Genomic DNA, 14,321 nt, shown 5'->3' on the forward strand with positions numbered 1-14,321 from the left:
AAGGTTCCCCGATCCTCTCCCAGACTGGTGGCTAAGGTCTCCACCCCCACCGGTCCTCCGGAAAACTTTTCAATCAAATTCCAAAGATACTGTCTGTCATAGGTATCCAAACCTAAGGTATCCACATCCAGTAAATCCAGAGCATCCTCTGCCACTTCTTTGCGAATAACACCATTATACTTGATTTCCGCAAAATCTCGTACCCTCTTTAGCAAACGATTGGCAAGTCTTGGTGTACCTCTGGAGCGTAGGGCAATGCTTTTCGCTCCGCCTTTATCAATAGAAATGGACAGCACCTTGGCGCTTCGAAGGACAATCTCCTCCAACTCCTCTTCCTTATAAAACTCCAGTTTCCCGATAATCCCGAAACGATCTCGAAGAGGGGCGGACAAAAGTCCCGCTCTGGTGGTAGCTCCTACCAAGGTAAATCGAGGCAAATCCAGACGGATGGAACGGGTACTGCTTTCCTTCCCCAAAAGCACATCAATGGCAAAATCCTCCATGGCAGGATAAAGCACTTCCTCCACCTGACGATTCAGTCTATGGATTTCATCCACGAAGAGCACATCCCCTTCGGAAAGATTGTTCAAAATCGCCGCAATTTCCCCCGGCTTTTCAATAGCCGGTCCGGAGGTAATCTTACAGTGTACCCCCAGTTCATTGGCAATAATATTGGAAATTGTGGTTTTTCCCAAGCCGGGAGGTCCATAAAAGAGGCAGTGATCCAAACTTTGCTTTCTCTTTTTCGCGGCTTCTATAAAGATAGACAGGGTTTCCTTCAGCTTTTCCTGTCCGATATAATCCTTTAAAAATTGAGGTCGAATCTTCGGATCAAAGGATAAATCCTCCTTACTCTCCTCTGTTTGTATCAACTTTCTTTCCATAAAAATCCCTTACAACGCAAACTGCTTCAGACTAAGCCGCAACAGCTCCTCCGCGGTCTTTTCTTCATAGGCCGGAATCGACCTAATCCATCTTTTCGCTTCCATGGCGGAATATCCCAAGGACACCAAGGCTTCCACCGCTTCCTCCACAGCTATAGAGGAAGAAGTCGTCTCAACAGCTTCTTCTCCGGAAAATGTAATGTCCTCCTTAGGTACTTTGTCCCGTAACTCCACAATCAATCTTTCCGCAGATTTCTTTCCCAGTCCCGGAGCCTGCTGTATCTTCTTGCTGTCATTGCTGATAATGGCATGTATCAGCTCCTCCCTACTCATACAAGAGAAAATTCCCAAAGCGGTCTTAGGACCAATACCGGAAACGGAAAGTAACTTGATGAAAAAATCCCTGTCCCTTTCCTCCCAAAAGCCGAAGAGCTCCTGACTGTCCTCTCGCACCGAAAAATAAGTATGGAGAAGAATTTCTTCTCCCGTCTTAGGTGCTTTATCAAAAACAGAAGCAGGAATGCGAACTCCATATCCCAGTCCTCCTGCTTCTATTACCAACATATCCTCTTTTACTTCCCGTAAAATGCCGTGAATAAATCGAATCATAATCTCTCCAATCCGCACTAGTCTAGCATAGATACCTGATTTTCTCAATGGAGGGAAGAAAATTGCTTTGCTTTTTGTGAAGAAAAAAAGACCTGAAACCGGGGCGCACTTGCTTTCCCGAATTTCAGGCCTATCTTGCCGAAAATCTAAACGTCTTATTTTACAGGCTTAAACCCAGTGGAAATTCTCTTTTCCGGCTGCCGCTTCGAAATGATACTTTACCAAACCGGAATCAATGCCCTGGAACTCGCCCTCTTTATAAGTAAACTGCACTTCATTGCCCTTGCCCTTTAAATAAAAGGACTGACGATTATAGGCGGTAGGTGCCATCAAAGCATACTCCACGCCCTCCTTAAACCAATCCGGTACGGTTCCTTCATAGCTGCAAACCTCAAAATCTTCCTTGGAAGCATGAGGAGTACCCTGAGTCTCTCCATAACCGATGGAAATCACGCCATAAACAGGATGGTCAGGACTTAACTTTGCCACAGCCTCCTTGTTAAAGCTTGCGCCTACCCACCAGGTATTTAAGCCAAGAGTCTGGGCATAGAGCATAATATCCGCACTGGCATAACCAACACGCTCCTCCACGCCTTCCTTTTCATCTCCTGCTAATACGATGTAGTTCTTGGCATTTTTGGTAATCAATTTATCAATTAATTCCGCAAATGCAGCTCCATCCTCAGTTTTTAAGAAAAAATGCAGGGAATACTTCTGATTGCATTCCTGAATCCGCTCCTCTAAAGCCTTCACCACATCCTGAGGAATTACCTCATCCTTGTACTTACGAACCATATGTCGTTTTTCCATTGCTTCTCTAAGGGTCATCATAACCTCCTTTACCATAATCCGAAATTTCTCCTGAAAATAGGAATATTACTCATCTTTAGTATATCTTTTTTCGCCTTATTGTCCAGTTATTAATCAAGGAATGCACTGAATAAAACCAGGGGATGCTATTAATAAAAAGTTATTAAGGCCGGCTCGGAAGAAGCATATCCATGATTCCTATAGGGCTTAGGCTTCTTAATTTCTTATTCATATCTAAGGGCTACAATAGGATCTTCCTTTGCCGCCTTATTGGCAGGATAGATGCCGAAGAAGATACCCACTATCGCGGAGAAAAGTACCGCAACCAGGATAATTCCCGGACGAATCACTACGGATAAACCGAAGGCGGTAGCTCCCAAGGACACCAGTCCCATGGCCAGTAACACTCCAATCAATCCTCCCAGGGCGGACAACAGAGCAGATTCCGTTAAAAACTGCACCAAAATATCTCCTGTACTGGCTCCCAAGGCCTTTCTGATTCCGATTTCTCTGGTTCTCTCCGTTACCGACACCAGCATAATATTCATAATACCGATACCGCCTACCAGAAGAGAAATGGCAGCAATGCCGCCCACAGCAGCGGAAATTCCCCCCATTACCCCATCTACCTGTTTCATTTCATCCTGAATGGAGGAAATATACCAGTCGGAGGGCTGACGATTTTTTATTTTAGAAAAATAAGCTTTGATTTCCGTATTCAGCTGTTTCATCTCCTGCTCGGACATTCCTGTTTTTCCGTAGTATCGAATCATGGAAAATTCACTGGACTCAGGTGAAAGCAAAGTCCAGGGAACAATGCCTTCTCCATTTTTATCATTAGAACCCATCAGTAGCTTTTGAATGGGGCTGACATCTTTCCTGTAAACTCCGATAATGCTAAACTCTCGATTTTCTCCTAAAATGTCGGAGCGAAAATGTTTTCCCGCGACATTTACAGTTCCATAAAGCTTTAAGGCTGTACTTTCGGAAATCATAATAACTGCTCTTCTTTCCTCAACATCATTAGCGGAAATATATCTTCCGTTTAAAATCTGTACAGGCTGTAGCTTTTGATAGGCGGTATCTACTCCCTCAATATTGGTTTTCAAACGGTTTAATCCGTTTTTTATATCGATAGAGCCGCTGGACATATTATCCACATAGTCCAGCCGATCCCCAAAGACCTCCTTCATCTTGTAAAGTTCGTCCATAGTGAAAAAATCGCTGTCTCGATATTCATCCTGATCCATGTAGGGGTTTATCATAATGGCCGCCTGAGTCACACCTACATTTTTATAGAGGTCGGAGAACATTTTCCGCATGGTATCTCCGATGGAAACAATGGAGATGACGGAACCTATTCCGATAATAATGCCCAGCATGGTAAGGATAGAACGAAGCTTATTGGCCCGAAGAGAGCTTAATGCCATTTTCATATTTTCAAGAAGCATGGTTCCCTCCTCTGTACATTCCTTCGAAGATTGCCAAATCTCTTACCGGAGTAGGATTCTCATTTTTGATATCGGAAATCAGTTTTCCGTCTGAAAAGCGAAGCATCCTATCCGTATAGGCGGCAATATTCTCCTCATGGGTAACCACCACTACGGTAGCTCCTGCCTTATGAAGAGCAGAGAACATTTCCATAATTTCAATGGAGCTGGCAGTGTCTAAGTTTCCGGTGGGCTCATCCGCCAAAATCAAAGGCGGTTCATTGGCTAAGGCTCTGGCAATTGCCACTCTCTGCCTTTGCCCTCCGGACATTTCATTGGGCTGATGATGAATTCTGCCGGAAAGGCCTACCTTCTCCAAAAGCATGGCCGCTCTTTCCGACCTTTGCTTTTGCGAACGAATATGGGCGTAAATCATGGGGATTTCCACATTTTTCAAAGCGCTCATACGACTAATCAAATTAAAGCTCTGGAACACGAAGCCGATTTTTTGATTTCTTACCTTATTCAAAGTATTGGGCTCCATGGCTGCCACATCTTCTCCGTCCAGAAAGTAATTGCCAAGACTTGGTTTATCCAAACAGCCTAAGATATTCATTAGAGTAGATTTTCCGGAGCCGGACTGTCCCATAATGGCTACGAACTCCCCTCTTTTAATTTTTAAATTAATCTGATTTAATCCCAATACCTTCACCGCACCGGTATCATAGATTTTCACCAGATTGCGTAATTCAATTAAAGTATCTTCCATCTTTCTATCCTGTCTGTACTACAACCCCGGCTTCTTCCGGACTAACGGACTCTGAACCTTGGGCTTTGGGATCTACGGTTACCGGACTTCCCTCTGTAAGACTGGCATCAGGAGAAAGAATATAATTGCTTCCCTCTTTAAATGCGGAATCCTCTTTCACAGGTTTTACCTCCATGGAAACATCACTGGTAACTCCGGTAGTTACCGGAACAAAATGCACGGTTCCGTTTACAACAAAGGCCATTTTATTGCTTCCGTCTTCCCCGGTCATCACTGCAGAAATAGGTACTACATACACATCCTTAGCTTCGGATAAGAGTAAATCCGCCTTAGCGGTAATACCGGAAAGCAATCCCTTTTTATCTCCGGTAATCTGTACCTTAATCGGAATAACTCTTTCGCTGGTGTTGGCATTTTTCTCTTCTCCTGTGGGGGAAATGGAAGAAACCACACCCTCTAAAGATTCTCCGCCTAAAATATCCGCCGTAATGGTAGCTTTTTGTCCCAGATGTACCTTTCCGATATTGTATTCGGAAACTGCGATGCTAAGCTCCAACTGATCCAGATTCTCAACGGTAAAATCATATTTATTTTCTGTCGGAGTGTCTGCAAATTCTCCCACCTTGATGTTCACTCTGGTAATGGTTCCGGCAATGGGGGAGATTAAATCCGCATCGGAAACTTTGCTTTCCGCCTTCTCAAGCTCCTGCTCCGCCGTCTTAATCTGCAAATCATAGCTGTCCGGAACCTTTACCGTACCCTTTATCACCTTGTAATTTGCCATAGTAGCTTTGGCATCCTTTAAAGCGCTTTCCGCCGCCTCATAGTCACTCTGAGGAATATCTCCGGTGGAGTAAAGACTGGACTTTCTCTGGAAATCCAATTCCGCATTTTTTAAGATTGTTTGATTTTTCTCATATTCCAAACGAAGATTTTTTTCCGCCTCGGTTTTATTGGCCTTTGCCAAATCCAGCTGGGTCTTGGCAGCTTCCAAGGCAGTATTCACATCGGTTTTATCCAAGCGGGCTAATACCTGCCCCTTCTCAACCTTATCTCCCTCTTTCACCAGGATTTCCGTTACTTTCGCATGTAAACCGGAAGTGACCTGCTGCGCATCCGTACCGGATACAGGTCCGGAGAGACTGATCTTTTCCTGTACATCTCCCTTCGTTAAAGCCTGTACACTGACCATGGTTCCCATGGGCTTAGCGGGAAAAAGAAGCTTCTTAGCCACAAACAATAAGACTAAAACTAGGACTCCGATCAGAATCCATTTCAACTTTCCCTTTTTCTTCTTTTTGGGGCTTGCTTCCAGCAATTTATTAATTTCCTGAGAAACATCCTGTCCCTTTTGATTCTCTTCCATTTCTTCTCCTTTAAAATGAAATGCGATAGCTTTCTCTCATAAACCTACTTCGCCTTTTACGATTCTTTAGAATTAAACCTCATAAATATGAATGAAATGTGAAAAAGTAGACTGTTTTTTTATTTTTGTTATCCTTTTGTTTTTATTTTTCTTCCCTTGGAGTAAACTAAACTAAGAAAATATTGATTCTCAGTGAGATCCTGCAAAAAGCCCGAGATATCTCGTTGAACAAGAATACTGTGTTTATCGGAGTCCCCCTATGGATATTATAAAAAAACTGCTTCCCTATCCCAAAGATTTCTTTTTCCCTTCTTTTCTTCCCGATAAAGAAGAGATTTTATTTTTTGATATAGAAACCACCGGACTTAGTCCGAAAAGCGCTCAGATTTACAGTATAGGCTTACTCCTTTTCAAAGCTATGGAAATGGAGATTGTCCAGCTCTTTGCCAATAGTCTTTCAGAGGAAATTGAAGTCTTACAGGGCTTTCAAGAATATTGTAAAAGCAAAACCCGACTGATCAGCTTTAACGGGAAAGCCTTTGACACCCCTTTTTTAGAGAAAAGCTATAATCAATACGGCTTAAAAAGTCCTCTTACGGATCTTCCCCAGCTGGATCTTTTCAAAATGATTCAGAGCAGAAAAAAATTCTATCAGCTCCCCTCCTATAAGCTTAAGGAATGTGAGCGCTTTTTGGGAATTCAAAGGGACGATGTCTATACCGGAGGAGAATTGATTTATGTCTATTTAGAGTATTTGGAGCATCCCACAAAGGAAGCCAAAGCTCTTCTGTTACAGCATAACTTTGAGGATTTACTCTATCTTCCCTCCCTCTTTTCCTTTTTTGCCTATGAAGAGCTGTTTCAAGGGAAGGGACGCTATTGTAGGGAAAAGTCTGAACTGCTATCGGAGGAAAATAAACTAAGGCTCTGTTTTCATTTTACTAAGCCGACCTCCCCTTCCGGGACGGAAGAAAATACTTCTACTGCCGAAGCACAAACATATCCTCACAACTCATTAGAAGAGAACAATGCATTCTTTCCCAAAGCAATCTCTCACCACTTTGAGGGCTTTCAGCTGGAAGTCTCCGGACAGGAGGCTATTTTGGAAATCCCTTTATTTTCCGGGGAAGCAAAGTATTTTTTCAAAAACTTTAAAGACTATGACTATATTCCCGCCAAAGATATGGCATTGCACAAAAGTCTTTCCCAGCTCTATCCTAAAGAAGAAAAGCAAAGGGCAAAGGCTGCTACCGCCTATCAAAAAAAGACAGGGCTCTTTCTCCCTGTCTTCTCCGATAGCTTTCCCAATCTTTTCCAAAAGGAATATAAGGAAAAGCAAAACTATATTCCCTTCACTCCGGAGCTTTTAGAAAACCACTCCCTGATGGAGGAATACTTCTTAGCCTTTTTGCTGCATTTTTTCTAGCTTTTCATTAACAGAGGCAATCAAGCCCCCCTTATCAATCATTTCCTGCAGGAAGGGAGGAAATACCGCCATTGTATAGGATTTTCCACTGCTTAGGTTATGAATCTTTCCTTCGGTAAAATCCACCTCCAGCTCTTCTCCTTCTTGAATCTCCTTCGCCGCTTCCGGAGCCTCCACAATGGCCAAGCCGATATTTAAGGCATTTCTAAAGAAGATTCTGGCAAAGCTTTCCGCAATGACACAGGAGATGCCGGAATCCTTCAAAACCTGGGGAGCATGCTCTCTGGAGGATCCACAGCCAAAATTCTTTCCTGCAATCAGAAGGTCGCCCTTTTTAATTTTATCATGAAAATGTTGGTCTATATCCTCCATGGCATGGGTAGCCAGCTCCGCCTTATCCTGAATCGCCAGATATCTTGCCGGGATAATTACGTCCGTATCCACATTATCCCCGTATTTCACACAATGACCTTTAGCTTTTTCCATAACAGCCTCCTATAGTCCTAAATCCGTTGGGGATGCAATATATCCCAAAACCGCCGATGCCATAGCCACCTCCGGAGAAGCAAGATAAATCTCCGAGCTGGCATCTCCCATTCTTCCCACAAAGTTTCTGTTGGTGGTGGAAATACAACGCTCATTGGGAGCCAAAATTCCCATATAGCCTCCCAGGCAAGGACCGCAGGTTGGGGTGCTCACTACAGCTCCCGCCTCGATTAAATCCTTAATATAGCCCTTCTCCATAGCCTCCAGATAAATCTTCTGGGTGGCAGGAATCACGATGCAACGAACATTGTCCGCAATCTTTCTTCCCTTGGCAATCTCTGCAGCCACCTTGATATCGGAAAGTCTTCCGTTGGTACAGGAACCGATGACCGCCTGATCAATAGTAATCTTGTCAAAGCTACCGATTTCATGGGTATTTTCCGGCAAATGGGGAAAAGCCACTGTGGACTTAAGGGTAGAAAGGTCAATCTCGATGATTCTGTCATATTCCGCATCCTCATCCGCCTCGTAAATATGGTATTCCTTATTGGAATGAGCCTTAATATATTCCAAAGTCTTTTCATCCACAGGGAAAATGCCGTTCTTTCCACCGGCTTCGATGGCCATATTACAGATGGCAAAGCGATCGTCCATAGAAAGAGAAGCCACACCCTCTCCGGTAAACTCAATGGACTCGTAAAGGGCTCCATCCACACCAATCATGCCAATCAAATGAAGAATCAAATCCTTACCGCTGACATGCTTTTGTAATTTCCCTTTTAATACTACCTTAATCGCAGTAGGCACCTTAAACCAAAGCTCTCCTGTAGCCATTGCCGCCGCCATATCCGTAGAACCCACACCGGTGGAAAAGGCTCCCAACGCTCCATAGGTACAGGTATGGGAATCCGCACCGATGGACAGCTCCCCTGCGGTAATCAGACCCTGCTCCGGGATCAGGGCATGCTCAATACCCATGTTTCCCACATCATAGTAGTGCTTCAGTCCATGCTCCTTGGCAAAGTTTCTGCAAATCTGAGTACACTTTGCAGAGGTAATATCCTTGTTAGGCACAAAGTGATCCATAACAAAGACTACCTTCTCCTTATCAAATACGCCCTCTCCGTGAATCTTATCCAGCTCACGAATTGCCACCGGAGTGGTGATATCATTTCCGTGTACCAAATCCACCTTGGCTAGAATTAATTGTCCTGCCTGTACTTCCTCTAATCCTGCATGCTTGGCCAAAATCTTCTGACTCATCGTCATTCCCATGGAAATCTCCTTACTTCCTAGCTAAACCGCCTGCTCCTATGTATTTTATAAAAGCAGAATTGCATTCTTCTTTACAGTGTAACAAAGCTACTGCTATAATTAAAATACATTTTTTAGATACTTATTATTCCCTTAAGTTATCTCAAAAAGAAAGGATAAACATGGAACAGAACCTATCCACCTATCGGATATTTTATGAAGTGGCCAAAAGCGGAAACATTTCCAAGGCCGCAGAACAGCTCTATATTTCCCAGCCGGCGATTTCCAAAACCATCGTTCGTTTAGAGGATAGTTTAGAAATCAAGCTATTTAAAAGAAATTCCCGGGGCGTCAGCTTAACCGATGAGGGAAAGGTTTTATTTCAGTATATTAAGGATGCCTTTGCCCATATTCAGGAGGCGGAAGAAACCCTTCAGAAAATGAAGGACTTTCATATCGGTCATCTGGATATCGGTGCCAGCAGCACCCTTTGCCGTTTTATTCTTCTTCCCTATCTGAAGGCTTTTATGAAGGAATATCCCAATATTCGTATCAGTTTGAAGAATCAGGATAGCGGAAAAACTCTCCATCTGTTGGAGGATCATCAGATTGATCTGGCTTTAGCCGCTCTTCCGAAGAAGCTTGGCATCAATCAGGAGATTCTGATGGAGCGGGAGGTGGAGGATATTCTGGTGGCAGCCCCCCAATATTTGCATAATCTGAAAAAGATTCGGGGCGAAGCCTTTTCCTTATTTCAGGATGCCAATGTAATGCTTTTGGAGGAACAAAATCTCTCCCGGCATCATATTGAGAATTATCTGAAGGAAAATCAGATTTACTGTCCCCAGATTATGGAATTAAACACCATGGATCTTCTGATTGACTCAGCCAAAATCGGCATCGGCATTGCCTGGGTGATTCGAGACTTCGTGGCGGAGGATCTAAAAAATGGACAGCTGGTGGAAATCAAACTTCCCCAACCTATACAGAAGCGAAGAATTGCTTTTCTGTATAACAACAAAAACAACTCTCCTTCCTTAGAGAGCTTTGTGTCTTTCCTAAAGAAGGAAACCGTATAGAGAAAGGAAATATTATGGCAGAACAAAATTCATCTTCCTGTAACTCCAACTGTAGCAGCTGCTCATCCGGCTGCCCAAGTAAAAGTGCGGGAATTCAGAAACTCCCCTTGGCTCCCGGCTCTTCCGTAAAGAAGGTAATCGGTATCGTATCCGGAAAGGGCGGTGTGGGAAAATCCACCGTTTGCTCCTTATTGGCTTCCGCAATGAATAAGGCAGGCTACCATGTAGGAATTTTAGATGCGGATATTACCGGGCCTTCCATTCCTAAGGCTTTCGGACTGGCTCACGACGGCGTAGCGTTAAGCAGCGACGGAAAGTCCATGGTGCCGGAGAAAAGTGCAGGAGGCGTGGAAATCATTTCCACCAATCTGCTTTTGGAAAATGAAACCGATCCCGTAATCTGGAGAGGCTCCATGATTGCCAATGCGGTAAAACAGTTCTGGCAGGAGGTAGAATGGAAGGATATTGATTATCTCTTCGTAGATATGCCCCCCGGAACCGGAGACGTCCCCTTAACCGTATTTCAATCCATGCCGGTGGCGGGAATTGTGATTGTTACCTCCCCCCAGGACCTGGTTTCCATGATTGTGCAGAAGGCTGTACGGATGGCGGAAAAGATGAATATTCCTATCTTGGGAATCATTGAAAATATGTCCTACCTCCAGTGTCCTCACTGCGAGGAGAAAATATCCGTATTTGGAGAAAGCCATATTGAAGAGCTGGCTGAAAAAGAAGGGCTGGAACTTCTGGCAAAGCTTCCCATTGAACCGGGTAATGCCGCCTATATGGATGCCGGTGCTGTAGAAGCCATTGATACCAGTAAGACACTGGGACATGCAGTAGAGGTGTTGAAGGGGATTTTAGAGGAATAGGCTTCAATATTTCTATTCTTTCGCTCCTATACCCTTTGAAATAGGGGCACGCTCTCGCTAACCTCGCCACGTAGCAGTTCTAAGCTTTTAAAAAACAAAAGCTAAGAACTGACGGGCTCAGATTGCCCCTTATTCCAAAGGGTATAGAGCGAAACATTCATCATTAAAGCAATAAAAAAGGGGATGTGAATTTTTACATCCCTTTTTGTCTTATGTGAACAATGGCTCTGAGCCCTCCGGGCCTTCTCCAAGGCCGTTGGATATGGCTTCCACCACTGCCTTTAGGGCCTCTTCTTCGTCAGGACCATTACATTCTACCACTACGGTACTGCCTCGCTTTACTCCGGCAGCCATCACATTTAGCACGGACTTTCCTACAATCTTACGCTCTCCATAATGCAAAATAATTTCACTTTTATATCGGATACAGGTTTGGGTAAGCACCCCGGCCGGACGTAAATGTAATCCTGATTCATTGATGATTTTTACCTCTTGACTAAGCATATCCCCCTCCTATTTCGAGCAGCTTTCCGCTTTTTCTCTTTCCTTATTTCTTCTGATGCTTTCCGCCTTGGAAAATTCACATCCGCAATAGTCCTGCCGATACAGATTATGTTCCTTGGATAATTCTATGGAACGAAGGTATCGACTCTTTTTCTTAAAATCCGAAGGCAGGTAGGCGATTCCGTACTTCTCTCCCAATGCTTCTCCTATCTCATTTAAGACGGCAGCATTTTTTAGAGGAGAGATGCTTAAGCTGGTACAAAAATAATCAAAAGCCTGATCCGGATGTTCTTTATTCCATGCGGCCCCGTATTGGGCAGTTTCTTCTAATCGAAGATTAAAACAGGCATCGCACCTGGCTCCTCTTTCAGGCTCCTTTTCCAAACCCTTGGCTATCTCCAGGAACTCCTCATGGATATAGTTGGAAACAATCACATCCATTGAAAAGCCCATTTCCTTCACCAGCCTCTTACATTCCTCCGCCCTATGCAAAAACTCGGATTTCGAATCCAAGTTCGGGTTATAAAAGAAGATGCTGATGGAAAAATATTGTTCCAAACTCTCCAGTACTGCCGTGGAGCAGGGAGCACAGCAGACATGGAGTAGCAATCTCTTTTTTTCTCCGCTTTTCGGAAGATGGCTTTCCATCAGCTGTTCATAATTTTTCTTCATAGCTTCCTTACTGTAAAAAGTCTCGAATTCTCTTGGAACGGACAGGATTTCTCAGCTTTCTTAAAGCCTTTGCCTCGATCTGTCGAATTCTCTCTCTGGTAACATTAAATTCTTTTCCTACTTCTTCCAGTGTTCTTGGATGTCCATCCTCTAATCCGAAACGAAGCACGATAACCTGTCTTTCTCTTTCCTTTAAATCCCCGAGAAGTGTATCAATATGCTCTCTAAGCATTACGGATTCCACATTTCCCTCCGGAGAAAGAACATTGGTATCCGCTACGAAATCTCCCAAATTGGAATCATCCTCTTCACCGATGGGGGTTTCCAAAGAAGCCGGCTCTCTGGCAATCTGCATGATTTCCTGTACCTTCTCCTCTGTCATATCCAAATGCTCAGCCAGTTCCTTTACGGAAGGCTCATAACCAAGCTCTAAGGTCAGCTTTCTCTGCATCTTGGACATCTTGTTAATGGTTTCCACCATATGCACCGGAACACGAATGGTTCTGGCCTGGTCTGCCAAGGCTCTGGTTACGGACTGACGAATCCACCAGGTAGCATAGGTAGAAAGCTTAAAGCCCTTCTCCGGGTCAAACTTTTCCACTCCTTTAATCAAACCGAGATTTCCTTCCTGAACCAAATCCAGGAAGCTCATTCCTCGACCGGTATATCTTTTGGCAATAGAAACAACCAAACGAAGGTTGGCTTCAATCAACCTTTGTTTAGCATATTCATCTCCCTCCTGCTTCTTCATGGCAAGAGCATATTCTTCCTCTGCGGTAAGAAGGGGCACTGTACCGATTTCCTTCAGATACATTCTAACCGGATCTTCCGTTCCGATTCCTTCCAGAAGATCCACCGCATCCAGGTCAATCTCCTCTCCCTCTTCTTCCTTTACAAAGTCATCATCGTCTTCTAAGGGAAGGAGAGCATCCGGCTCCGCCTTATCCCCATCCTGTTCTATGGTTTTAAGTGCATCCTCATCCAGGATGGGATTAATCTCGATTCCCTTATTCTCCAGCAAAAGCAAAACCTGCTCCATCTGCTCTTCATTTAGGGAAAACTCCTTTACTGCCTCCTGCACTTCCCCTAAATCGATGCTGTTTTTATTGCTTTTTGCCTTTTGCAGCAAAGAAGCAAGTATTTTCTCTAATTCTTCTCTTTCCAAATGAACATCCTTTCTTTTTAGGGCTTATCTCCACAGGCTCATGCCTGTGATGATGCTGAGTAACAACAGTAAAATACCGACAAAAAGAGACAGAAGCCTCTTCTTTCCCTCTTCTCTTCCCTGCAGCACATAGACCACACGAAGGATGGCCGCAAAAAAGAAAATGAAAGGAAAGAGAACCTGATTCTCCTCCGGCTTTGTTAAAGCGAAAATCGCCATAATACTAATCACAAGACCTATGCCAATATAGAAAAAATCATATTTCCTGTTTGGATTTCTCCCTCTTAGCCGTCTTTCCATTATGCTCCTCCCAAGCTGAGGTAGAGAAGCGCCTTAATCGTGTGCATTCTGTTTTCCGCCTCTGCAAATACCAGAGAGCGCTCGGATTCAAAAACGCTGTCGCTTACCTCCATTTCGGAAATACCGAACTGCTTATAAATTTTAGCGCCGATTTCCGTTCTGGCATTGTGGAAGGCAGGAAGGCAATGAAGGAAAATAGCGGATTCCTTGGCATAAGAAAATGCGGTGTCATTGACCTGATAAGGCTGTAAATCCGCAATTCTCTGGGCGAAGAGGCTCTCCGGCTCTCCCATGGATAACCAAACATCGGTACAAATAATATCCGCATCCTTACACCCTTCTGCCACGGATTCCGTAAAACGAAGGCTGCCTCCATTTTCCTCTGCAATCTGCTGACACTCGGAAATCAAATCCTCCTCCGGAAAATAACCTTCCTTTGTGCAGGCCACAAAGTGCATGCCCATCTTGGCACAGGCCACCATATAGGAATTTCCCATATTAAAGCGGGCATCTCCCATATAGCAAAGCTTAAGTCCCTTAAGCTTACCGAAACGCTCCTCAATCGTTAACAAATCCGCTAAAAGCTGAGTGGGATGGAAACGGTCGCTTAAAGCATTCCATACCGGTACGGAGGAATATCTGGCAAACTCCTCCATACCCTCCTGGGAATAGCCTCTATACATAATTCCGTCATA

General features: G+C 44.1%; 16 protein-coding genes. 3 read left to right on the forward strand and 13 right to left on the reverse strand.

The window, feature by feature from the left end:
• The 6 genes from ruvB to RDQ32_RS08925 all read right to left on the reverse strand — a co-directional run.
• Positions 1–884 (reverse strand): Holliday junction branch migration DNA helicase RuvB (gene ruvB / locus RDQ32_RS08900; protein WP_308580095.1); only part of this gene is annotated, 884 nt, incomplete at its 3' end.
• Between the two features lie 9 nt (positions 885–893).
• A complete protein-coding gene (gene ruvA / locus RDQ32_RS08905) occupies positions 894–1,493 on the reverse strand; it encodes a Holliday junction branch migration protein RuvA (protein WP_308580096.1) in 600 nt (199 codons plus the stop codon).
• A 168-nt stretch (positions 1,494–1,661) separates the two neighbouring features.
• Positions 1,662–2,339, reverse strand: coding sequence for a nitroreductase family protein (locus RDQ32_RS08910; protein ID WP_308580098.1), 678 nt, complete (start codon positions 2,337–2,339; stop codon positions 1,662–1,664).
• 188 nt (positions 2,340–2,527) lie between these two features.
• Complete coding sequence (locus RDQ32_RS08915) at positions 2,528–3,754, reverse strand: ABC transporter permease (RefSeq protein ID WP_308580100.1); 1,227 nt, start codon at positions 3,752–3,754, stop codon at positions 2,528–2,530.
• Entirely contained in the window at positions 3,744–4,502 is a 759-nt protein-coding gene (locus RDQ32_RS08920) for an ABC transporter ATP-binding protein (protein WP_308580102.1), read from the reverse strand. The genes RDQ32_RS08915 and RDQ32_RS08920 overlap by 11 nt, the downstream gene beginning before the upstream one ends.
• A 4-nt stretch (positions 4,503–4,506) precedes the next feature.
• Positions 4,507–5,868, reverse strand: coding sequence for an efflux RND transporter periplasmic adaptor subunit (locus RDQ32_RS08925; protein WP_308580104.1), 1,362 nt, complete (start codon positions 5,866–5,868; stop codon positions 4,507–4,509).
• 259 nt (positions 5,869–6,127) lie between these two features.
• On the opposite strand from RDQ32_RS08925, the gene RDQ32_RS08930 reads away from it, so the two are divergent.
• The gene (locus RDQ32_RS08930; protein ID WP_308580106.1) at positions 6,128–7,294 is read left to right on the forward strand and encodes a ribonuclease H-like domain-containing protein; all 1,167 of its coding nucleotides are present in this window, start codon (positions 6,128–6,130) and stop codon (positions 7,292–7,294) included.
• Here RDQ32_RS08930 and RDQ32_RS08935 read toward each other — a convergent pair.
• Both RDQ32_RS08935 and leuC read right to left on the reverse strand, forming a co-directional pair.
• Positions 7,268–7,780, reverse strand: coding sequence for a 3-isopropylmalate dehydratase small subunit (locus RDQ32_RS08935; protein ID WP_308580107.1), 513 nt, complete (start codon positions 7,778–7,780; stop codon positions 7,268–7,270). The two genes, RDQ32_RS08930 and RDQ32_RS08935, sit on opposite strands and share 27 nt — an antisense overlap.
• Positions 7,781–7,789: 9 nt before the next feature.
• Positions 7,790–9,055, reverse strand: coding sequence for a 3-isopropylmalate dehydratase large subunit (leuC, locus tag RDQ32_RS08940; RefSeq protein ID WP_308580109.1), 1,266 nt, complete (start codon positions 9,053–9,055; stop codon positions 7,790–7,792).
• Positions 9,056–9,216: 161 nt separating this feature from the next.
• Between leuC and RDQ32_RS08945 the strand changes: the two genes are divergently transcribed.
• Positions 9,217–10,113 carry a LysR family transcriptional regulator gene (locus RDQ32_RS08945; protein WP_040648334.1) on the forward strand — a complete coding sequence of 299 codons (897 nt, stop codon included), beginning with the start codon at positions 9,217–9,219 and terminating at the stop codon, positions 10,111–10,113.
• A 14-nt stretch (positions 10,114–10,127) separates the two neighbouring features.
• Complete coding sequence (locus RDQ32_RS08950; RefSeq protein WP_308580112.1) at positions 10,128–10,985, forward strand: Mrp/NBP35 family ATP-binding protein; 858 nt, start codon at positions 10,128–10,130, stop codon at positions 10,983–10,985.
• Between the two features lie 210 nt (positions 10,986–11,195).
• On the opposite strand, the gene RDQ32_RS08955 is transcribed toward RDQ32_RS08950, so the two are convergent.
• The 5 genes from RDQ32_RS08955 to RDQ32_RS08975 all read right to left on the reverse strand — a co-directional run.
• A complete protein-coding gene (locus tag RDQ32_RS08955) occupies positions 11,196–11,489 on the reverse strand; it encodes an HPr family phosphocarrier protein (protein ID WP_007156216.1) in 294 nt (97 codons plus the stop codon).
• A gap of 9 nt (positions 11,490–11,498) precedes the next feature.
• Positions 11,499–12,161: an epoxyqueuosine reductase QueH gene (locus RDQ32_RS08960; protein ID WP_308580114.1), complete on the reverse strand. Its 663-nt coding sequence runs from the start codon at positions 12,159–12,161 to the stop codon at positions 11,499–11,501.
• Between the two features lie 7 nt (positions 12,162–12,168).
• Positions 12,169–13,326, reverse strand: coding sequence for an RNA polymerase sigma factor RpoD (gene rpoD / locus RDQ32_RS08965; protein WP_308580116.1), 1,158 nt, complete (start codon positions 13,324–13,326; stop codon positions 12,169–12,171).
• A 24-nt stretch (positions 13,327–13,350) separates the two neighbouring features.
• On the reverse strand, positions 13,351–13,626 hold the full coding sequence (locus RDQ32_RS08970) for a hypothetical protein (RefSeq protein ID WP_007156219.1): 276 nt from the start codon (positions 13,624–13,626) through the stop codon (positions 13,351–13,353).
• The coding region (locus tag RDQ32_RS08975; RefSeq protein ID WP_308580118.1) for an ornithine carbamoyltransferase at positions 13,626–14,321 on the reverse strand (696 nt) is incomplete at its 5' end. The genes RDQ32_RS08975 and RDQ32_RS08970, both read right to left, overlap by 1 nt.

This window comes from uncultured Oribacterium sp., from assembly GCF_902481605.1.
Lineage (GTDB): Bacteria > Bacillota > Clostridia > Lachnospirales > Lachnospiraceae > Oribacterium > Oribacterium sinus.